The 20,619-nt window shown below is 63.3% G+C and carries 22 protein-coding genes; 6 read left to right on the top strand and 16 right to left on the bottom strand.

All coding sequences use genetic code 11. The features are described 5' to 3' along the window. Window positions 1–122 precede the first annotated feature (122 nt). From BUA69_RS10070 to BUA69_RS10055, 4 genes are all read right to left on the bottom strand, one after another. Window positions 123–1,739: a glycoside hydrolase family 43 protein gene (locus BUA69_RS10070; RefSeq protein ID WP_046137184.1), complete on the bottom strand. Its 1,617-nt coding sequence runs from the start codon at window positions 1,737–1,739 to the stop codon at window positions 123–125. A gap of 142 nt (window positions 1,740–1,881) precedes the next feature. Continuing rightward, window positions 1,882–3,189: a xylose isomerase gene (xylA, locus tag BUA69_RS10065; protein ID WP_046137185.1), complete on the bottom strand. Its 1,308-nt coding sequence runs from the start codon at window positions 3,187–3,189 to the stop codon at window positions 1,882–1,884. Beyond that, window positions 3,186–4,655 (bottom strand): xylulokinase, encoded by a 1,470-nt coding sequence (xylB, locus tag BUA69_RS10060; RefSeq protein ID WP_046137186.1) that lies wholly within the window; start codon window positions 4,653–4,655, stop codon window positions 3,186–3,188. The genes xylA and xylB overlap by 4 nt, the downstream gene beginning before the upstream one ends. 102 nt (window positions 4,656–4,757) lie before the next feature. Then, on the bottom strand, window positions 4,758–5,801 hold the full coding sequence (locus tag BUA69_RS10055; RefSeq protein WP_046137310.1) for a LacI family DNA-binding transcriptional regulator: 1,044 nt from the start codon (window positions 5,799–5,801) through the stop codon (window positions 4,758–4,760). 111 nt (window positions 5,802–5,912) lie between these two features. On the opposite strand from BUA69_RS10055, the gene BUA69_RS10050 reads away from it, so the two are divergent. Next, window positions 5,913–6,923 (top strand): aldose epimerase family protein, encoded by a 1,011-nt coding sequence (locus BUA69_RS10050; RefSeq protein ID WP_046137187.1) that lies wholly within the window; start codon window positions 5,913–5,915, stop codon window positions 6,921–6,923. An 86-nt stretch (window positions 6,924–7,009) separates the two neighbouring features. Here the strand turns inward: BUA69_RS10050 and BUA69_RS10045 are convergent, their stop codons facing one another. Beyond that, window positions 7,010–8,419 (bottom strand): helix-turn-helix domain-containing protein, encoded by a 1,410-nt coding sequence (locus BUA69_RS10045; RefSeq protein WP_046137188.1) that lies wholly within the window; start codon window positions 8,417–8,419, stop codon window positions 7,010–7,012. 155 nt (window positions 8,420–8,574) lie between these two features. On the opposite strand from BUA69_RS10045, the gene BUA69_RS10040 reads away from it, so the two are divergent. Together BUA69_RS10040 and aceA are read left to right on the top strand one after the other, a co-directional pair. Beyond that, a complete protein-coding gene (locus BUA69_RS10040) occupies window positions 8,575–8,802 on the top strand; it encodes a hypothetical protein (RefSeq protein ID WP_046137189.1) in 228 nt (75 codons plus the stop codon). Window positions 8,803–8,974: 172 nt separating this feature from the next. Further along, window positions 8,975–10,270: an isocitrate lyase gene (gene aceA / locus BUA69_RS10035; protein ID WP_046137190.1), complete on the top strand. Its 1,296-nt coding sequence runs from the start codon at window positions 8,975–8,977 to the stop codon at window positions 10,268–10,270. Window positions 10,271–10,404: 134 nt separating this feature from the next. Here aceA and BUA69_RS10030 read toward each other — a convergent pair whose 3' ends face one another. Beyond that, window positions 10,405–11,061, bottom strand: coding sequence for a DUF1294 domain-containing protein (locus BUA69_RS10030; RefSeq protein WP_178371399.1), 657 nt, complete (start codon window positions 11,059–11,061; stop codon window positions 10,405–10,407). A gap of 157 nt (window positions 11,062–11,218) precedes the next feature. Here BUA69_RS10030 and cfa point away from each other — a divergent pair, with 157 nt between their 5' ends. Further along, window positions 11,219–12,334, top strand: a complete 1,116-nt coding sequence (gene cfa, locus BUA69_RS10025) for a cyclopropane fatty acyl phospholipid synthase (RefSeq protein WP_046137192.1) — start codon at window positions 11,219–11,221, stop codon at window positions 12,332–12,334. 44 nt (window positions 12,335–12,378) lie between these two features. Here cfa and BUA69_RS21235 read toward each other — a convergent pair whose 3' ends face one another. After that, a complete protein-coding gene (locus tag BUA69_RS21235) occupies window positions 12,379–12,831 on the bottom strand; it encodes an NUDIX domain-containing protein (protein ID WP_046137193.1) in 453 nt (150 codons plus the stop codon). After that, window positions 12,831–14,354 carry a YifB family Mg chelatase-like AAA ATPase gene (locus BUA69_RS10015; protein WP_046137194.1) on the bottom strand — a complete coding sequence of 508 codons (1,524 nt, stop codon included), beginning with the start codon at window positions 14,352–14,354 and terminating at the stop codon, window positions 12,831–12,833. The genes BUA69_RS21235 and BUA69_RS10015 overlap by 1 nt, the downstream gene beginning before the upstream one ends. Before the next feature lie 182 nt (window positions 14,355–14,536). On the opposite strand from BUA69_RS10015, the gene BUA69_RS10010 reads away from it, so the two are divergent. Further along, window positions 14,537–15,376: a glycoside hydrolase family 25 protein gene (locus BUA69_RS10010; RefSeq protein ID WP_052950798.1), complete on the top strand. Its 840-nt coding sequence runs from the start codon at window positions 14,537–14,539 to the stop codon at window positions 15,374–15,376. A gap of 175 nt (window positions 15,377–15,551) precedes the next feature. After that, complete coding sequence (locus tag BUA69_RS21430) at window positions 15,552–15,674, top strand: hypothetical protein (protein ID WP_280136822.1); 123 nt, start codon at window positions 15,552–15,554, stop codon at window positions 15,672–15,674. Window positions 15,675–15,735: 61 nt separating this feature from the next. Here the strand turns inward: BUA69_RS21430 and BUA69_RS10005 are convergent, their stop codons facing one another. The 8 genes from BUA69_RS10005 to rsmI all read right to left on the bottom strand — a co-directional run bounded on the left by BUA69_RS10005 (window position 15,736) and on the right by rsmI (window position 20,500). After that, entirely contained in the window at window positions 15,736–16,179 is a 444-nt protein-coding gene (locus BUA69_RS10005; protein ID WP_143154481.1) for a GreA/GreB family elongation factor, read from the bottom strand. Window positions 16,180–16,248: 69 nt separating this feature from the next. Beyond that, on the bottom strand, window positions 16,249–16,455 hold the full coding sequence (locus BUA69_RS10000) for a hypothetical protein (RefSeq protein WP_046137196.1): 207 nt from the start codon (window positions 16,453–16,455) through the stop codon (window positions 16,249–16,251). Window positions 16,456–16,759: 304 nt separating this feature from the next. Continuing rightward, on the bottom strand, window positions 16,760–17,389 hold the full coding sequence (locus BUA69_RS09995) for a MarC family protein (protein ID WP_046137197.1): 630 nt from the start codon (window positions 17,387–17,389) through the stop codon (window positions 16,760–16,762). A gap of 68 nt (window positions 17,390–17,457) precedes the next feature. Continuing rightward, complete coding sequence (locus BUA69_RS09990; RefSeq protein ID WP_046137198.1) at window positions 17,458–17,823, bottom strand: hypothetical protein; 366 nt, start codon at window positions 17,821–17,823, stop codon at window positions 17,458–17,460. An 87-nt stretch (window positions 17,824–17,910) separates the two neighbouring features. Next, window positions 17,911–18,291: a hypothetical protein gene (locus BUA69_RS09985; protein WP_046137199.1), complete on the bottom strand. Its 381-nt coding sequence runs from the start codon at window positions 18,289–18,291 to the stop codon at window positions 17,911–17,913. Beyond that, window positions 18,291–19,238: a glutathione synthase gene (gene gshB / locus BUA69_RS09980; protein WP_046137200.1), complete on the bottom strand. Its 948-nt coding sequence runs from the start codon at window positions 19,236–19,238 to the stop codon at window positions 18,291–18,293. The genes BUA69_RS09985 and gshB overlap by 1 nt, the downstream gene beginning before the upstream one ends. A gap of 10 nt (window positions 19,239–19,248) precedes the next feature. Beyond that, on the bottom strand, window positions 19,249–19,635 hold the full coding sequence (locus tag BUA69_RS09975; protein ID WP_052950799.1) for a YraN family protein: 387 nt from the start codon (window positions 19,633–19,635) through the stop codon (window positions 19,249–19,251). After that, on the bottom strand, window positions 19,604–20,500 hold the full coding sequence (gene rsmI, locus BUA69_RS09970) for a 16S rRNA (cytidine(1402)-2'-O)-methyltransferase (protein ID WP_046137202.1): 897 nt from the start codon (window positions 20,498–20,500) through the stop codon (window positions 19,604–19,606). The genes BUA69_RS09975 and rsmI overlap by 32 nt, the downstream gene beginning before the upstream one ends. Window positions 20,501–20,619 lie beyond the last annotated feature (119 nt).

Genomic DNA, 20,619 nt, shown 5'->3' with positions numbered 1-20,619 from the left:
GGCGCGCGAGGGTCACGCGCAACGCAACCTGCAATGACGCCAGTATAGCAGGGTGCGATGTTTTGTCGCGCCGTTCGAGCAGATGTGATGGCGTTGAGGCGGGCGGCGCCAGCGATAGGGCATCAAACCTCGTAGCGATCGCTCGGGTCTCGCACCGGACGGTAGGTGAAGCCGAAGAAATCGGCGGGACTGGCGGTGCCATTGAGATCTTGGGCGGCAACGCCCACGAAGGCGCCGGTGAAGCTGCCATGTTCGGCGTGGCCACCGCATTCATCCGAAAGGACCGAAGCGTCAAGCACCGGTCCGATTGGGGTCAGCTCAGCGCCAGCAAGCGCGTAGAAGAACTGTAGCGCCGGGCCGCGAATGGTCAAAGCCAGCCGGACCGTGCCAGTGTTGGGGATCGGCACGGGCAGGGCGGGGAAGCGCAGCTTGCCATCGGGGAAGCTGGCTTCCGAACTCATGATCAGCAATTCGCGCTGGCCATCGGCATGGGCGGTGACGGCCAGATAGAAGAAATTGTAGCGGCCGTAATAGGCCGCGAGGCCAGCCATGGTGCGCTCGTCGGTCGGGGCGAAATCCAAGACCGTCTCGGCGTCATAGGAGAAATGGGTCTGGCGGCGCGCCACCAATGCCTGCTCGAACCAGGACCCGATGGATTCGCGACCATAGAGGCGCAGGGCACCGGGCTTGGCGGTGAGCGAGAAGATTCGATCGGTCTCGGGCGTGCGCAGCCACTGAAAGTCCCGATGCAGCGCACCATCGAACTCGTAGCGCTGCTCGGCCCAATAGGCGGCTTCGTCACGAGTGCCCGGCAGCTCGACATGGAGCGAAGGCAGGGGCCCCTGTTTCACGTGAATCCAGTCGTCTTTACCCCAGAATGCCTCCTGAATCGCGGTCTCGCGGCCCAGCACACAGCGGCGCTTCTGGGTGGTCGGGCGGCCAGCCAGATGCACCAGATAGGTCTTGCCGTCGGGACTGTCGACCAGGTCGCCATGTCCGGCACGTTGCAGCGGATTGAGAGGATCGTCCTTGGCGGTGAGGATGTGCTGGTCGGGATGGGTTTCGTAGGGCCCGTCGATATTGCGGGAACGGGCGAAGGTCACGGCGTGATCGTAACCGGTACCGCCCTCGGCCGTCAGCAAATAGTACCAGCCGTTGCGCTTGTAGAGGTGGGGTCCCTCGACCAGCTTGAGGTCGGTGCCCTGATAGATATTGCTGATCGGGCCGACCAGCCTGCCCGCGACCGGATCGAACTCCTGCAGCGCAATGCCGGCGAACAGAAGCGGCCGCACACGGTGATCCCAGAGCATGTTGACGAAATATTTGCGGCCGTCGTCGTCATGGAACAGTGACGGGTCAAAGCCCGATGAATTGACATAGATCGGATCGGACCAGGGGCCTTCGATCGCTGGCGCGGTGACGATGTAATTATGCGCGTCCTTGAACGAGCCGTCCTTGCGCTTGACGTCGGTATAGACCAGCCAGAACAGGCCATCGGCATGGCTGAGACAGGGCGCCCAAACGCCACAACTGTCGGGATTGCCGCGCATGTCCAGTTGGCTCTTGCGGGTCAGCGGGCGGGTCACCAGCTGCCAATTGGCCAGATCGCGGGAGTGATGGATCTGCACGCCCGGATACCATTCGAAGGTCGAGGTGGCGATGTAATAGTCCTCCCCCACCCGCAGGATAGACGGATCCGGATTGAAGCCGGGCAGGATAGGATTGGTGATCTGGGGCATGGAAAAACCTCGGACGGCGCGTAAAGACGACGGCCACCACCGCGTGCCACTCTCGGCTTGACCCGAGTTCTATGCGCTTGCAGTGCGTTCGCCAGTGAAGGACCCTCGGGTCATGCCCGAGGGTCACGATCTGCGGGGGGATCTAGACGAAGCGGTTGATCAGGTTTTCGAGATATTCCTGCTGGCCCGAGCGGGGCTGCGGGTTGATGTTGTCTTTCTCGACGCGGGCTGCCAGATCGGCGAGCGACACCTTGCCGCCGAGAATGGCCTTGGCGTCGGCACCCTGCCAGCCTGCATAGCGGGCATCGACCGCCTTGTCATAGGTGCCGTCCGCGATCAGCGCCGCTGCGGCCTTGAGTGAACGCGCCAGCACGTCGAGGCCACCGATATGGCCATAAAGCAGATCGGCTGGGTCGATCGACTGGCGGCGCACCTTGGCGTCGAAGTTGAAGCCGCCCTTGCCAAGCCCGCCATTCTTGAGAATCTGGTAGAAGGCCAGCGTCGTCTCGGGCACGCTATTGGGGAACTGGTCGGTATCCCAGCCCGATTGCAGGTCATTGCGGTTGGCATCGACCGAGCCGAGCATGCCGAGCGAGGCGGCAACAGCCAGTTCGTGCTCGAAGGAGTGGCCGGCGAGGAAGGCATGGCCGACCTCGATATTGCATTTCACCTTGGTGTCCAGGTCATAGCGCTTGAGGAAGCCATAGACCGTGGCCACGTCGTAGTCATACTGGTGCTTGCTGGGTTCCTGCGGCTTGGGCTCGATCAGGACCTGACCCTTGAAGCCGATCTTTTCGGCATGCTCGATCACCAGATGGATGAACCGGGCCATCTGGTCCTGCTCCTGGCCGATCTTGGTGTTGAGCAGGGTCTCGTAGCCCTCGCGGCCACCCCACAGCACATAGTTGTCGCCGCCCAGTTCATGGGTCAGTTCCAGCACATTCTTCACCTGGCCGGCGGCATAGGCGAAGACGTCGGGATCGGGATTGGTGGCGGCGCCCGACATATAGCGGCGATTGGAGAAGAGGTTTGCCGTACCCCAGAGCAGCCTGGTGCGGCCCGACTGCATCTTCCTGGCAAAGATCTCGCCGATCTCGCGGACATTGCGATTGCTCTCGGCCAGCGTCGCGCCTTCGGGGGCAATGTCGGCGTCATGGAAGCAGAAGAAGGGCGCGTCGAGCAGGTCGAACATTTCGAAAGCCACGTCGGCCTTGATGCGGGCTCCCTCCATGCCCTTGTCATACCAGGGACGATCGAAAGTACGGCCGCCAAACGGATCGCCGCCCTCCCAGGCAAAGGTGTGCCAATAGGCGATGGCCGGACGGATATGGTCTTCCATCCGCTTGCCGGCGACAAGTTCGTCCTTGTTGTAGTGGCGATAGGCCAGCGGATTGGTGCTGTCGGCACCTTCGAACTTGATCGGCGAAATACCCTTGAAAAAATCAGTCACGAAATTGCCTCCTCAATGGCGGGATAAAGGGCGCGATAGCGCTGGTATTGGTCGGTATAGGCCGCCGACAGCGCCCGATCGGGGACGATGACGGCCTTGATGGCCGGCATGGTCATCACCGTCGCGAGGTCGGCGCCTTCGGCGGCACAGAGGCCGAGCCGCGCCGCGCCGAGCGCGCCACCGAAATCGCCGTCCTCGGGGAGGGCGATTTCCATAGCAAGATTGGTGGCGAGCAGCTTGAGCCAAAGTGCGGACTTGCTGCCGCCGCCCACGGCGAGCAGCCGGTCGATCCTCGTGCCGGCATCGTTGAGGACACGTTGGCAATCGCGGAAGGCGAAGGCCACGCCTTCCATCACCGCCTGGGCCAACCTGGCCGGGTCGGACAGGTGGGAGAGACCGGTCAGCGAACCGCGCGCGCCGGCATTGTTGTGTGGGGTGCGCTCACCGGAGAGATAGGGCAGGAATATCTCCCTGCCTGGCCCGCTGAACTGCGCCTCGGCGGCGCCGGCAAGATCGGCAGGTTTCTGCCCGGTGATCTTGCTCAGCCAGTTGAGGCTATCAGTGGCCGAGAGGATGACGCCCATCTGGTGCCAGGTATCGGGGATGGCATGGCAGAAGGCGTGCACAGCGCCCTCGGTATTGGGGCGGAAGCGGTCATTGGAAACGAACAATACGCCAGAGGTTCCCAGCGAGACGAATCCTTCACCGGGACGGATGGCGCCGATCCCGCAGGCTGCGGCGGCATTGTCGCCCGCGCCACCAGCGATCACCACATTGGCCTGCATGCCCCAACGTTGCGCCAATTCGCGCTTCAGCGCACCGGCCGGCGCCGAGCCCTCAACGAGGCGCGGCATGTGGCTGCGATCCAGGCCGGTGACGGCCAGCAGTTCGTCCGACCAGTCGCGCTTGCCCACGTCGAGCCAAAGCGTACCGGCGGCGTCGGACATGTCCTCGACATGCTCGCCCGAGAGCAGCAACCGCACATAGGCCTTGGGCAGCAGGACCTTGGCGATTTTGGCGAAGATGTCCGGCTCATGTTTGCGGACCCAGGCAAGCTTGGGGGCGGTGAAGCCCGGCATCGCGATATTGCCGGCAATGGCGCGCAGCGTCGGCAAAGTTGCTTCCATCTCCACGCACTCGGCGGCCGCACGGCCGTCATTCCAGAGTATGCAGGGGCGCAAGACGTTGTCCTGCCTGTCGAGCAGAGTGGCGCCATGCATGTGACCGGACAGGCCAATGCCGCGGACCAGAGCCAGTTCGGCCGGGTGAGACTTCGAGAGCGCGTCGATGGCGGCGAGGGTGGCGCTCCACCAATCGGCGGGATTTTGTTCGGACCAGCCGGGATGGGGCCTGACCGGTTCAGTCGCTGCCGCTGCAGCCTCGCCCAGCGAACGACCTTTTTCGTCGATCAGAAGAACTTTGACACCCGAAGTGCCGATATCGATACCAAGATAGGATGCGCTCATGAGGTACGTACCTCAAAACGAATTGCAGATGCTCTGTCGATGGTCACCTGGCAGGTCCTCCCAAGCCCTTTGGCGGGCGCGTCGTCTTTGTATGGCAGTTTCTTAGCGCAGATTGTCGCGCAGGAAAATCCCGATTTCGATGGGCTCAATCGGGGCGGCGGCGCTGCTGTCCAGAGCGAGCGCCCGCGCCGCGCCGATGGCGGCACGGATTTCGCCATCCGGATTCTGGTCAATGGCGACATCGATGACCCCGGACAGCAGTCCCCGTCGGGTCGGCTCCGAGAGTTCATGGGCGATGACGCGGATGGTACCAGCGCGTCCGGATGCCGTCAGGGCCGAGACCAGCCCGGCATTGCCGGCGCCCAGATTGTAGATGCCGGCAAGGTCGGGATGCTGGGCCAGCAGCGTCGTGACCTGCGCCGCAGTTTCGGCGTGTTCGTCATGCCCCTCAATGGGACCGATGATCTCGATGTCCGCAAACTCGGCCGCGATGACCTGCCGAAAACCCTCCAGCCGGTCGCGGTGATCGCGCAGGTGCAGGGAGCCGGCGATGACGCCGACCTTGCCGTGGCCGGTGCAAAAACGCCCCATCAACGAGGCAGACGTGCGGCCGGCAGCCGTGTTGTCGATGCCGATGAAGGCGCGGCGGCTCGAGCCCGGCAGATCGGACACCAGCGTCACCACCAGGATGCCGCGCCGGGTCGCCGCATCGACAGCAACCAGAACGGAGGGGTCTTCACCGGCGACGATCACCGCACAATCGCAGGCCGATGGCTGCAAACTGTCGAGGCAATGCGCCAACGCCATAGCGTCCAGCGCCTTGATCCTGATGATATCGAGATGCAGCCTGTCGGCCAGCGCCGGGCCGGCGCGGTTGGCTACGGCCTGCGCCAGGCTGGCCATGAATTCATTGGAGCCCTCGGGGATGATGAAGGTCACCCGCAGGTCACGCGCCCGCGCCAGAAGCGAGGCCGAGAGATCGCGCTGGAAACCAAGTTCGGCGATGGCCGCCTCAACCCTTTCGATGGTGGCGGCGCGCACGCCGGCCCGGGCATTGAGCACGCGATCGACCGTGGCCAGCGATACGCCGGCCGTGCGGGCGACATCGTGAACCGTGGCGCGGCGGCGTGTAGCGATTTCGTTCAATGCGATCCCCGGAGTAGTTTGGGCAACAGTCGACAGCGCGCCGGCAAAGGTCAAGTGTCGTTGCGGGCCACGCAAAAACTCCCTAGAGCTTTGGCGTAAAGAGGGGCAATCATGGCAATCGAAGTTTCCGCATTCGGCGATCACAATGGCAAACGCGTCGATCAGTTCCGGCTGACCAGCGACACGGGCGCGGTGGTCGATATCATCGGTTATGGCGTGGCGGTCCGCGACTGGAAGGTGCCTGTCGCCGGCGGCCATCGTTCGGTCGTCCTGGGGTTCGAGGATTTTGCCGCCTATCCCGCCCATAGCCCGCATTTCGGTTCGCTCGCCGGGCGCGTCGCCAACCGCATCAAGGATGCCTCGTTCGACCTCAATGGCAAACACTACACGCTGCCGGCCAATATCGGCACGTTGCACCTGCATGGGGGGCCCGAGGGACTGGGGCGTCAGGTCTGGGATGGGCAAACCGACACAGCCAATACCGCCGTGCGCTTCACCCATTTCAGCCCGGACGGAGCGATGGGCTATCCGGGCAATGTCAATTTTTCGGCCACCTACAGCCTGCGCGGCAACCGCCTGCGGCTGGAGCTGAACGCGACCACGGACCAGCCGACGCCGATCAGCCTGGTGCAGCACCAGTATTTCAACCTGGGCACTGGCAATGACGTGCTCGATCACCATGTGCAGGTCAATTCCAGCGCCTATACCGAGCCGGGCGCCGACCTCGCGCCGTCGGGGGCCATCCTGCCATCCAGAGGCACGCAGTACGATCTCCGGGCAGGCCGCACCCTGCGCGATGGCGCCGGCAAGCCGGTCGACTATGACATCAACCTGGTTCTCGATACCGGCCGCAGCCATGCAGACCCAATCGCTACGGTGCGAGGCCCCGATGGGGCGTTGACGCTCAGGCTGTGGAGCGACCGGCCGGGCGTTCAGGTCTATAACAGTGTTTCGACCAATATCGCTGTGCCCGGCCTGGGTGGTAAGCGGTATGGCCGCTATGCGGGGCTATGCCTTGAAGACCAGGCCTTTGCCGATGCTGTGCACAATCCGCACTTCCCGTCGGTGATCTATGCGCCGGACCGCGCCTATCATCACTGGTGCGAGTTCGAGATCGCCTGAACGGGGAGAGCCGCCTCTTGTCATGGCCAATAGCGAGGTCGCCGATCCTGGCGACCATTCGCCCAGGCAGGCCGCGATAATGGCGTTCATACCATGCGGGCATAGAGGCTTTCCGGGCGAACATTGTCGTCCAGCCGGAAGCGGTGATCGGCCGGCGGATGCGCCCGCTGGCCGCATTCCAGGCGCGGACAGATGCGACAGCCGACGCCAATCGGCGTGACCTGATTGTCGCTGCCGAGATCGATGCCGTCGGAATAGATCATCTCGCGGGCATGCAGGATCGAACAGCCCAGCCCGATGGAGACATGGCGTTGTGGCGCGTTGTAGCGGTGAGCGCCCTTGGCGATGGTGCGGGCGATGCAGAAATAGCGGCTGCCATCGGGCATTTCCGAGAGCTGGATATTGATGCGCTCGGGGCTCAGGAACGCCGAATAGACATTCCAGCGTGGGCAGGCACCGGAATGACGCGGGATATGAATACCCGAGAGTGAGAAGCGCTTGGAGATATTGCCGGCAATGTCGGTGCGGATCAGATGCAGAGGAATGCCTTGGGCACCCTTGCGCTGCAGCGTGGTCATGCGGTGGCAGACCTGCTCGAAACTACACCCGAAACGCCGCCCCAGCCGCTCGATATCGTAGCGATAGTCCCGGCACGCCCGCAGAAACGGCGCATAGGGCATGACCAGCGCGGCGGCGAAATAAGCCGAGAGCACGTTCTTGGCCAGCAACGGCGCGTCGCCCTCGGGCAGATCGGCATCGGCGATGACCGCGTCGATTTCTGCCCCGGCCGCCAATTGCCCGAGCTGGTGAGCGACGAGGAACAGGGCCGACTCGGCCGGCAGGATATCGGAGATCAACAGATGATTGCGGCTGCGGTCGAACTGGCGCGCAATGCCCTGGGGAAGCGAGGCCAGGCGCACCTCAATGCCGAAGACGTTGAACAGGTAGGTGCGCAGGCCATAGTCGAAATTATCGCCGGAATTATCGACATCGGTGCGGATGCGCTCGGCTGATGTTTCGATGCTGGGGAAGTGGTTGGCTTTGTCCTGCAAAAAATCGGAGATCGCATCGGTGGCGTAGTGGAAATGGCTGGGTATTTCGGGAGCATCGGCGACGGGGCCGGACGGGGCGACAAGGCGATAGCGATCATAAAGCTTGAGCATGGCGCGGGCCGCCGCCGGGTTGGTCTGGGCCAGGTCGCGAATTTCCAGATTGGTCAGGTCGCTATCGGCGAACAGATCATCGCCAAAGGCCTCCATCAGATCCCCCACCAAACGCCCCTCATCGCTATCGACCAGTTCGCCCGGCTCGACGCCGAAATAGCCGGCAATGGAGAACAGCAGCGGCACCGTGACCTTGCGCCGGTTGTGCTCAATCAGATTGAGGTAGCTGGCCGAAATGCCCAAAGCCTGGGCCAGATCGGCCTGCGGCAACTGCTTCTGGCGCCGCAGACGGCGAATGCGGCCACCGATCTGGGTGTCTTGAGTGTCGCTCATTGCTCCTCCTCAACGCCGTTCTTTTACAAGCTTTACAATTCCGGCGCGGTCGATTGACCGCCGATTTACAGCTTTACTGGCGGTTTCATGCTTATTTCTTGCCTTCTTCCCTCATTTGTCAAATCTTTACAGCACCAGGAGAAGGAGACTTTCGGATGAGCCCGCAGACCTCAGAACGGCAGGAATATCTGACCATCATCGCCGCCACGGCCAATGCCGCCATGGCCGAATTCAGCGCCCGCGGCCTTGGCGCACAGGGCTACAGCATTGCCGGCAAGATCGGCCGCCACCAGTTTTCGCTGGTCGGTGGCGATGGCACGACGGAGCTGTTCTCCGGCAATGGCATGATCGCGGCGACGTTTTCGCGGACGGTCATGGGATAGCCTAAGGCCCAGGGTCGGGGGTCCCGACACCCCTCCCGGCCTCCCCCTTTTTAGGGGGGAGGTGAGGCCAGTGAGGCGGCCGAACGGCGCCGAACACCAACTTGTTCCACGTGAATCACCAATTCAGCCGTTCCAACGGACCGGCGAAGCCATGTCCCGAGGAGGAGACAAAATGCTCGACAAACCACAACCATCACAGACGTTCGCAGCCCCAGCCTGGGCGCCGGATCGCTGGCGCAATATTGCCCGCACCTATAGCCCGGCCGAGGTCAGCCGATTGAGCGGGTCACTGCCGATCCGGCATTCTCTGGCCGAAAACGGCGCGCAAAAGCTCTGGGAATTGCTGCATAGCCAGGATTTTGTGCCGACGCTGGGCACCTTTACCGGCAACCAGGCCGTGCAGCAGGTCAAGGCGGGGCTCAAGGCGATCTATCTCAGCGGCTGGCAGGTGGCGGCTGACGCCAATAGTTCGGGCAATATGTATCCCGACCAGAGCCTTTATCCGGTCGATAGCGTGCCGGCGGTGGTCAAGCGCATCAACAAGGCGCTGCAGCGGGCCGACCAGATCCAGACCATGGAGCAGGAAGACGGCATTGCCACCACCGATTTCGACTTCTTTGTCCCGATCATTGCCGATGCCGAGGCCGGGTTTGGCGGGGCGCTGAACGTGTTCGAACTGATGAAGGCGATGATCGAGGCGGGCGCTGCGGCGGTGCATTTCGAGGACCAGCTGGCGAGCGAGAAGAAGTGCGGGCATCTGGGTGGCAAGGTGCTGGTGCCGACCAGCCAGTTCATTCGCACCCTCAATGCGGCACGGCTGGCCAGCGACGTCATGGGCGTGCCGACACTGATCATGGCACGAACCGATGCCGAGGCGGCGCGGCTGATCACCTCGGATATCGATGATTATGATGCGCCCTTCGTCACCGGCGAGCGGACGCAGGAGGGGTTTTATCAGCTGCAGGGCGGGATCGACGCGGCCATTGCCCGGGGCATTGCCTATGCGCCCTATGCCGACCTGATCTGGTGCGAGACCTCAAAGCCCGATCTGGGCGAGGCGCGCAAATTTGCCGAGGCGGTGCGCAAGGCGCATCCCGAACAGATGCTGGCCTATAATTGCTCGCCCTCGTTCAACTGGGCCAAGCATATGGACGAGGCGGCGATGGCGGTGTTCCAGCGCGAGCTGGGCGCCATGGGCTACAAATACCAGTTCATCACGCTGGCGGGCTTCCATAATCTCAGCCTCACCACGTTCGAGCTGGCGCGCGCCTATGCCCGGGATGGCATGGCGGCCTATTCCAAGCTGCAGCAAGCCGAATTTGCCGCCGAGGCGCATGGATTCTCGGCGACGCGGCATCAGCGGGAGGTGGGCACATCCTATTTCGATGCAGTGGCGCTGGCGGTCAGCGAAGGTCGCAGTGCCACGACGGCGATGGGCGCCTCGACGGAGACGGCGCAGTTTCATTGAGGTTTTGCCGCTCTTTCCACCCAAAGGCGATCCCCGGGCTTGGCCCGGGGATCGCTCGTCACCTGTGCCGGATTGAGATGGCCCACGGATCAAGTCCACGGGCAGCGGTGGGGGCGGGGCGGGCAGTATCCGCGCTAGCGCAGGAAGTCTGACGCCAAATCCGTCACTGCAGCGGGCTCGATCCAGCCGCCGGCAAGGCCGCCCAGCCACAGGATGTGGAGCAGACACAGCAGCATGGTGCTGCCGATATAGGATTGCTTGGCGGTTTTGTGGCGGAACACCTGCTGGGCCAGGAGACCGCCGACAATGCCGAAACAAAGGTCCGTGCCCAGCAGCATGGCTTCGCTGATGCGCCATTGGCCGGTTTCGGCGTAACGCTTGTCGGCGGCGTAGAGGCAGGCCGAGATAATGCCCATGATGAGATAGGCAAGGCCAAGCCAGAGCGGAGCATGGCCGAGTAGCAGTGCGACCAGCAGCAGCGCGACCAACGCACCGGCCGTGGCGAGGCGCCAGCCGAATGCGCGTTGGCGCGCTGGCGCTGGATTGCCGCGCTGGCGCGCGGCGCGGCTCGGCAATGGATTGGCACCCAGGATCTTGACGTTGACGGCTGCCGGGCGCCCATCGCGGCCGACGCCAAGTGTGAAACTCAGGCGGTCACCGACGCGGGGGCGTGTGGCCATGCGATCGATCGACTTGATATGGACGAAGTAGCGCTCGCCGCGATCCGAGAGCGCAAAGCCATAGCCGCGGTCATCATTCCAATCGACCAGTTCGCCGGTTTCGCGTGCCATTTTCATCTCGCCCTCATGCCGCGCCGACCCTAGCGGAAATGGCATTAACGCGGGCTTGCGCGGCAGCGCGGCGACCATGCAACGAAATCTGGCACTGATCATTAAATGGCGATGGGGCTAAATTTCATGAATGTGCGGCCAACCTCCGGGGCTTGTCATGTCCAGCACTGCCAGGAATTTCATTGAAACCCAGCTGCAGCGTGCCGATGTCGCAATCGGCGGATCGCGATCCTGGGACTTGCAGGTTCACAATGAGGCGCTTTATGGGCGCGTGCTCAGCCAGGGCACTTTGGGCCTGGGCGAAAGCTATATGGACGGCTGGTGGGACGCCGAGGCGCTCGACCTCTTCCTGTTCAAGCTGATCAATGCTTCGATCCAGGACCAATTTCCCCGGGATCTGGCGCTGATCGGCAGCGTTCTGCGCAGCAAGCTGCTCAATCTGCAGCGGCTGCATGTGCGCGAGGTCGGCGAGAGGCATTACGACATCGGCAACGACCTCTACGCGGCCATGCTCGACAAGCGGATGATCTATTCCTGCGGCTATTGGAAGGACGCGACGACGCTGGACGCGGCGCAGGAGGCCAAGCTCGATCTGATCTGCCGCAAGGTCGGGTTGCAGCCGGGCATGCGCATCCTCGATATCGGCTCCGGCTGGGGCGGCTTCTTGCAATTCGCGGCCGAACGCTATGGCGTATCCGGCGTGGGGATCACCATTTCCAAGGAACAGGCGGCGCTGGCCAATGCGCGCACCGCGGGACTGCCCGTCGAAACGCGGCTGATGGACTATCTGGAGCTCGATGGCCAGTTCGACCGCATCATCTCGATCGGGATGTTCGAGCATGTTGGTTACAAGAATTACCACGCCTACTTCGCCAAGGCGCGCGCGCTGCTGGTCGAAGACGGGCTGATGCTGCTGCACACGATTGGCGGCAATCAGACCACCACGCATGGCGACCCGTGGAGCGAAAAGTACATCTTTCCCAATGGCATGCTGCCCTCGATCGCCCAGATCGGCACGGCGACGGAAAAGCTGTTCGTGATGGAGGACTGGCACAATTTCGGTGCCGATTACGACAGGACGTTGATGGCCTGGCACGCCAATTTCGTCGCCGCCTGGCCACAGCTTGAAGCCAGTTACGGGCCACGCTTCTACCGGATGTGGCGCTATTATCTCAACGTCTTCGCGGCTTTGTTCCGGGCCCGCCATATCGGGCTGTGGCAGGTGGTGCTGTCGCCAAAGGGCGTGCCGGGGGGCTATGCCAGCATCCGCTAGGTGGATTCACGTGAAACACTTGTCCACAGGCTTATGCACAGGGCCTAGTCGGCGATCCGGTGCAGCGGCAGCTTGATCGGGTTTGGAAAGCCCAGGCGCAGGTCGCTCCAGAAGCGGTGGCGCAGGGGATCGGGGAACACCTTGCCCTGCGGAAGTTGATCACGACCAAACCAGCCGGCGCCGACAATGGATTCATTGCCGGCAGGATTGGCCGAAACGCTGAGACTGCCGCCGCCAAGGCTGGCGAGGAACCAGAACTTTACGCCGCGATCGGTCGTGTTCCAGAGCTCGTCAATATAGGCGGGCCTGATGATGTTCACCGTGAGCCCGGTTTCCTCCAGCACCTCGCGGGCTGCCGCCTGTTCGAGCGTCTCGCTGCCTTCGACCCCACCGCCGGGCGCCACCCAGAAATCGTGAATGCCGGGACGCTGGTGATGCACCAGCAGAATCTTGTCCTCATGTATGACCAAGGCGCCGGCGGAGATTCGATGCGCCATCAGCCGAGCGCCAGATTGAGGCGGTAACTGAGGGCTTCGGCAATGTGGGGGCGGGCAACCTTGTCGCTTCCGGCCAGATCGGCAAGTGTGCGCGCGACCTTGAGCACGCGATGATAGGCGCGGGCGGACAGATTGAAGCGCTCGGCCGCCTGCAACAACAAAGCCTGGCTTTCACGGTCGGGATTGACCACGCTTTCGATCAGGCTGGCGCCTGCGGCCGCATTGGTGAAAACGCCCGCGGCGCCATGGGCGGCATAGCGTTCGCGCTGCCGTTCGCGGGCCGCATGAACGCGCGCCGCCACGGCCGCAGATGGCTCGGCCTCGCCGGAGGGGGCGATCATGTCGGCGGCGCTGACCGCAGGGACGTCGATGCGGATATCAATGCGATCGAGGAATGGGCCGGAAACCCGACCCTGATAGTCGCTGGCGCAGGCCGCGCCGCGCTTGCAGGTATGGCCGGGAGATCCCGCCATACCGCATTTGCAGGGATTCATCGCCGCAATCAGCTGCACGCGCGAGGGGTAACTCACCCGCGCATTGGCGCGGGCAATGACCGTCTCGCCGCTTTCGAGCGGTTGCCGCAAGCTATCGAGCACCTGAGGCGCAAATTCGGGCAGTTCATCGAGAAACAGCACGCCATTATGGGCGAGGCTGACCTCCCCGGGCCGCACCCGCAGGCCTCCGCCGACCAGAGCCGCCATCGATGCAGAATGGTGCGGCGCGCGGAAGGGCCGTCGGTCGGAGATCGCGCCCCCCGCCAGTTCGCCGGCAATCGACTGGATCATCGAAACGTCGAGCAATTCACGCGCGTTGAGCGGCGGCAGGATGGAGGGCAGTCGGGCCGCCAGCATGGATTTTCCGGCGCCGGGCGGGCCGATCATCAGCATATTATGGCCGCCGGCCGCCGCCACTTCCAAAGCACGCCGCGCCACCTGCTGGCCCCGCACCTCGCTGAGATCAGGCAGATTGGTGCTGGGCATCCAGCGCTTGGGCAGGGGCCGCGCGCCAAGCTGGTGGCCAGTCAGGTGATTGACCAGGGCCAGAAGACTATCGACAGCGACGATATCGAGCTCATCGCCGGCCCAGGCTGCTTCGGGGCCGCAGGGGGCGGGGCAGATGATGCCGAGACCGCGTCCCAGAGCGGCGATGGCGGCGGGCAGGGTGCCGGCCACCGCGGCCATGCGTCCATCGAGCCCCAATTCGCCCAGCACCAGATAGCCATCGAGCGCATCCTGAGGGATGGCGCCAATAGCTGCCATCAGGCCCAGCGCGATGGGCAGATCATAGTGACTACCCTCCTTGGGCAGATCGGCGGGCGCGAGATTGACGGTAATCCGCTTGGGCGGCAGGCCGAGGCCGGAGGCCACCAGCGCGGCGCGGACTCGTTCGCCGCTTTCCTTGACGGCCTTGTCGGGCAGGCCAACCATGATGAAGGCCGGCAGGCCGGGCGCAATCTGCACCTGCACATCGACAGGCACCGCCTCAATGCCCTGAAACGCGACGGTCTGGACCCGGGTTACCATGCGTCTTGCCCCCACAAGTGCGGTGAGGCTAGCAGAGCCCAAAGCCGCGAACAAGAACGTTTGGCGAACAAATTCGGGCGCATTAACCATGCCGCTGACCATACTGGTTAACGCAAGCTTTGATTAACCGCGCCGTGTTGATTCAAAGGCTCAGTATTGTTCGTATTCGAGTGTTCCCGCCCATGCTTGCTGCCTGGTCTGCGCCCCGCCTGTCGTCGATGTTCAAGGGTGCCGCGACTGCTGCGCTGGTGGTGGTGCTTGCGGCCTGCGCCAGCGGGGGCGGGCTTTATGGCCCGATCCATGGTGATAACCGCCCGCATTCCGGCGTCGACCGGGCTCGCGGCATGCCGATCCAGGGGATCGACGTGGCGCGCTATCAGGAGAATGTCGATTTCCGGGCCGCCTTTGCCGCTGGCACCCACTTCGTGTTCATGAAGGCCACCGAGGGCAAGGACTATCTCGACCCCAATTTCCGGGTGAACTGGGTACGGGCGCGCGACGCCGGCATGCCGCGCGGCGCCTATCACTTCATGACCTGGTGCTCGCTGGCGTCCGAACAGGCCGCCTGGTTCGTGCAGAATGTGCCGAACGACCCCGATGCGCTGCCGCCGGTGCTTGATCTGGAGTGGAACAACCATTCGAGCTGCAAGACCAAGCCGAACCGCGCCGACGCGCTCGAAAAGATCCGCGTCATGCTCGAGGCCATGGAGCGCCATACCGGCAAGCTGCCGATCATCTATACCGACATGAACTTCCATCGCGACGTGCTGGACGGCGAATATTTCCCCAATGCATTCTGGCTGCGCTCGACCGCCGCAGAGCCGCATCAGCGCTATGGTAACCGCGTCTGGACCTTCTGGCAGTGGACGCAGACCGGCGTGGTGCGCGGCGTACGCGGCGAGGTGGATCGCAATGCCTTTTATGGCGGCCAGAACGAGTGGATCCAGTTCCTGCTGACCGGTTGCGATCCGCGCGCCATTGCCAGCCTGGGGCCGACCGGGCGCTGCCAATCGGCGAAATAACGCGCCGGCGCCGGATGCAACGAAACCAGCGGTAATCCCGTTGTTTGCGCACTGCAAACGATGGCTGGTGAAATGGCCGGTGCGCCGATGACGGGAGCCCTTGCCAGCGATTCGCGCCCGGCATAGCGTCACCCCTGTCATATTCGGGCGGCCGCGCCCCTTTGAGGAGATTGAGATGGCCAAGGGTCAGATGAAGAGCAACAAGGAAGCCAAGAAGCCGAAGAAAGACAAGGTCGTGGCCGCCAAGCCCGTCACTGGTCTGGGCAGCGGCAGCGCCGGCAATACCGGCAAGAAGTGACTTCGGTCACCGGAACAGAGTGACGGTCGGCCTTGGCGCCGACCGTTTTTTTTTGGACTCGTCAGAACAGCGCCGCGCCGGAGCGCGCCCGGCCCTGGGCGACGATCTCTGCGTCGGCCTCAGGCTGAAACATCACCGTTTCGACCCGCACGCTGGCCAGCGGCATGTCGTCCAGCACGAATTCGAATGCCTGGTCATCGCGCATGCCGAGCAGCGCCAGGCCATGGATCGAGCGCAGCGATACGGTCTGGCCAATGACCTCGCGCGCCGGGCCGATGACCAGGCGATGCTCGAGCGGGCGCCCCTCACTGAGCCGGTAGCGCACCATGGAGTTCATGGTGACCACATCGGGATCGAGGTCATCGGGCGGCACAATGACGGCTGCGGTGAGCTTGTGGCGCAATAGCGCGTAATAGCCGCGCTGGCCGGTCGGACGATGCAGGGAAATACCCCGCAAAATGGCATAGTCCCGGTCGGTCATCAGGAATTTGGATTGTTCAGACATCTCGACAGCCTCCATTGCAAACCAGAACGACGAGCGTCGCGGCACCAGCCGCGACGCCATGGCGACAGATCAGGGCAGGGTGGCGGGGAACGCCGATAGAACCGCTGCCTTGTCGGCTTCGCTGCGCAGGCGGATGGTCATGTTTTCGGTCTTGATCGGCGTCTGGACCGGCAGGCTATAGGCGAGCCCAGGCAGATTGGCGGCGGCCCAGAGGTTGAAACGCTTGAGCTTGTGGCTGCCAAGAGCGGGAATGGTGAGCGAATATTTGAACGTCATTGAATGGCTCCGAGCCTTCGACCCGCTGGGCAGCCGCAACCGTCCCGCACGGGGTCCGGTTGCGCGCGACAGCGCAACGGGCTCAACCCGCCAGGCGGGCTGAAAACTAGATCTGGGGTTAAGGGTGCTTATCCTGGTCCGGCTCTTGCTCACGCAGGTAGCCGAACCAGGTCACGCGCCTCGGAGCAGGCGCAACCGGTGATGGGGGCAGCAGGCAGAATAAGTTCTACGCATGGTCCTATTGAAGGCCAAAGCGGAGCGACTTGTCAAATGGCTGGCGGCGCGACAACCGGCCGCGCTTGTCTCAGCCCAGAAGGCCGCTGGCCTTGACGCCATCAAAGACGAACTGCACGGCCAGCGCCGAGAGCAGGATGCCGACGACGCGCGAGACCACCGCCAATCCGGTCACGCCCAGCAGGCGCTGGATCGGGATGGCGACCAGCAGCGTCAGCCAGGCCAGAAACAGGATGACGACAATGGCGGCAAGGACCGCCCAGAATTCCAGGTCCGTCTTGGCGCCAGTGGTCAAAAGGATCACTGCGCTGATGGCACCCGGACCAGCCAGCAGCGGCATGGCCAGCGGGAACACCGCAATATCCTCGCGCTGGCGGGCTTCGACCTCCTCCTCCGAGGTGGTGCCGGTGCCCCCCGAATGGCGGGCAAACACCATGTCTATGGCGATGAGGAAGAGCAGCAGGCCGCCGGCTGTACGCAGGGCCGGAATGGTGATGCCGAAGACTTCGAGGATGGCGCTGCCCAGCACGGCGAACAGCAGCAGGATGGCTGCGGCGATGAAGACGCCGCGCGTGGCGAAGGCAAAGCGCTCCTTGGCCGTGTTGCGCTTGGTCAGGGCCGCAAAGATGAAAGCGATATCGGCCACGCCCACGGTGGCGAACAGGGTCGCGAAAGCGACGAGAAAGGTCGTGGTGGGCATGGGGTGGCTCCGCTGATAAGGCAGCTAGACCTAAAGGTTTCTGCGCAGCTTGCCCAGTCCTGCCGGCGCTAGAATACCAGAGCGCCCAGCCCAAAGGCGCAGGTCAGACCGACCAGGGTGGTATCGAGCCTGGTGTCGCGGCGGGCGAGCCAGGCCGGTGGAGCGTTCAGATGCGGGCCGGCACGGGTCAACCAGACAAAGCCATAGAACAGCCAGCAGCTGACGAAACCGAGCAGCAGAAGGCCATGCCAGGCCGGGACATCAGGTTGCCAGAGCAACACGACCAACAACGCACCGAGCAAGGCATAGAGCCCGTAATTGAGCGTGGCGAAGGCTGCATCGATCCAGAATTTCCGCGTCAGGCGCGGATCGGCGCGGACGCGCCAGATCGCCACACCGACCAATGCGAGAATAGCGATACTCAGCAAGATCATGCGTGCCCCCCTGCAACCGAGGCCGAGTTAAACCGGGCAGGCGTCAAACACCAAGGCAACACTGGCCGGATGGTTACAGTCTGGTGTCTAAACGAGGCGCGCGACCACCGCGAAGCCGAGCAGGACAGCGATCCCCAAGACATCGAGCCAGAAACGCGACCCATCGATCCAGGCAGGTTTGCGGCCGGTATGGGGGAGGAAACGCAGCAGCCAGAGCGCCCCATAGGCAATCCAGACCAGGTAGAAGCCAACAAGCAGCAGATTGGCCAGACCGGACGTGTTGAAACCGGCCATGAGCCGGGTGAGAAAGCCACCCGCCAGCAGATAGAGGAGATAGGCGAGCAGCACGACCAGCGAATTGCGCCAGAAGGCGGCGCTGAGGCGCTGGTCCGCCGCCTGGCGGTTGCGCCAGCGGCGGAACAGGAACCAGCCCGTCCCCGACACGACCGCCGCCAGCAGAAGGTACATCAGGCGCGGCGCTTTTCGATGGCGTTCCAGATGAGCACGGCGATATCGGGACCACCGAAACGCTTGATCTCGCGAATGCCGGTGGGGGAGGTGACGTTGATCTCGGTCAGATAATCGCCGATGACGTCGATACCGACGAATATCATGCCGCGTTCCTTCAGCGCCGGGGCGATGGTGGCGCAGATTTCCTTCTCGCGCTCGGTCAGCGGGGAGAGTTCGGGGCGGCCGCCGACATGCATATTGGAGCGCGCTTCGCCATCGGCGGGGATACGGTTGAGGCCGGCCACCGGCTCGCCATCGATGATGATGATGCGCTTGTCGCCCTTGCGCACATCCGGCAGGTATTTCTGGATCATGAAGGGTTCGCGATAGTTCTGCTCGAAGAGCTCCAGCAGCGAGACAAGGTTATGATCGCCTTCCTGGATGAAGAACACGCCGGCCCCGCCATTGCCGTAGAGCGGCTTGACGATGATATTGCCGTGCTCCTTGCGGAAGGCATGAATCAGGTCGCGATCACGGGTGATCAGCGTTGGCGGCATCAGCTCGGGAAACTCGGTGACCAGGATTTTTTCGGGCGCATTGCGCACCTCGGCAGGCGGATTGACCACCAGCGTCCCGGGATGAATGCGCTCCAGCAGGTGGCTGATGGTGATGTAATTCATGTCGAAGGGCGGGTCCTGGCGCATCAGCACCACGTCCTGGGTAGACAGATCCACTCGCCGCGCTGCGCCCAGGGTGAAGTGCTCGCCCCTGGGCTTGTCATCGATCACGGTGATCGGCGCCGCCAATGCGGTCACCACATTGTCGCGCAGGGCCAGCGTGTCGGGCGTGTAATGCAGCAAAGCATGGCCGCGCGCCTGAGCCTCCAGCATCATGGCGAAGGTCGAGTCGCCCTGCGGATTAATGGTGTCAACATGGTCCATCTGGACGGCGACTTTGAGCGACATGTTCAGGTCCTTAGGAGGCGTCAAAAGCGTTGATGACATGGCGCGGCCAGGTCCAGGGTGCAAGGAAAATCACGTCGAAGCGGAATGACGTTTCCGTCTGACCGGGATGCCTGGCCAACCAATACTGCGCCGCCCCTGCAATGCGCGATGTGTTGATGCCCTCCAGCGTGGCCAGTTCGCTATCGGCCCGGCGGCGTGCCTTGACCTCGACAAAGATGGTGGTGCCAAAGCGCTCGGCGATGAGATCGATCTCGCCGACCGGGGTTTTGAAGCGCCGATCAACGATACGATAGAGCTTGAGGCGGAGGAACCAGGCGGCGAGTGTTTCGCCGCGATGGCCGCCCCGATGAGCGGCGATGCGCGCCTTACTTTTCGGCTTTGAGGGCGAGGGCGGCATCATAGACCTCCTTGCGCTTGAGGCCGAACCGCTCGGTGACTGCATCGACGGCGGCCCGTAATGGCTGATCGGCCATGGCGGACAGCAGTGCCGCCTGCCAGTCGGCGGCATCGGGCGCAGTTGGTTCGGCGGCGCCTGCCACCACGATCACAGCCTCGCCCTTGGTTTCGGTATCGGCAAATTCGGCAGCCAGTTCGGGCAGGGTGCCGCGATGCACACGCTCATAGCGCTTGGTCAGCTCCAGCGCCACGGCAGCCTGCCGCTCGCCCCAGGCTTCGGCCATGGCGGCAAGCGTATCGTCGAGCCGGCGCGGACTTTCGTAGAACACCAGGGTTTCACGTGAATCCTTGAGCGCCTTGAGCGCATTGGCGCGGGCGCCAGCCTTAGGTGGCAGGAAGCCATGGAAGGCAAAGGCATCGGTGGGGAGACCCGCCACCACCAGTGCCGAAAGCAGTGCCGAGGCACCGGGGATGGCAAAGACCGGCTGGTTGGCTTCGGCCAAGGCGCGAATCAGCGGAAAGCCGGGATCCGAGAGCAGCGGGGTGCCGGCATCGGAAATCAGTGCGATAGCCTGTCCGGCGGCGACGCGATTGACGATATCGTCGGCCTTGGCGCGTTCATTGTGTTCGTGCAGGGCAATGCGTCGCCCCTTGATGCCATAGTGATCGAGCAGGCGGGCGGACTGCCGCGTATCCTCGCACAGCACGACCGAAGCGGCGGCGAGGGTCTCCAGCGCACGAATGGTGATGTCGCGCAGATTGCCGATCGGGGTGGCAACGACATAGAGCCCGGGCGCCAGCGGCGGCGCCACAAAGCTCTGCCCGGCGATGAAATAGCCCGGCGCTTTGCCCGTATCCGCGTCCATGAATGCCCCTTTGACTGCTCGTCTCTGCCAGTTTTAGCAGTGACGCCCTCCTTGTATAGGAGCGGTTAAGTTTCGGTTAGTCTTTGATTAACCCGATCGCGCGACTCTGAGGCAATGAC

The sequence above is a fragment of the Devosia limi DSM 17137 genome, assembly GCF_900128975.1.
In the GTDB taxonomy this organism is placed as follows: Bacteria; Pseudomonadota; Alphaproteobacteria; order Rhizobiales; family Devosiaceae; genus Devosia; species Devosia limi.
Note: the sequence above shows the minus strand (reverse complement) of the source record. Positions and strands in the feature narration are given on the sequence as shown.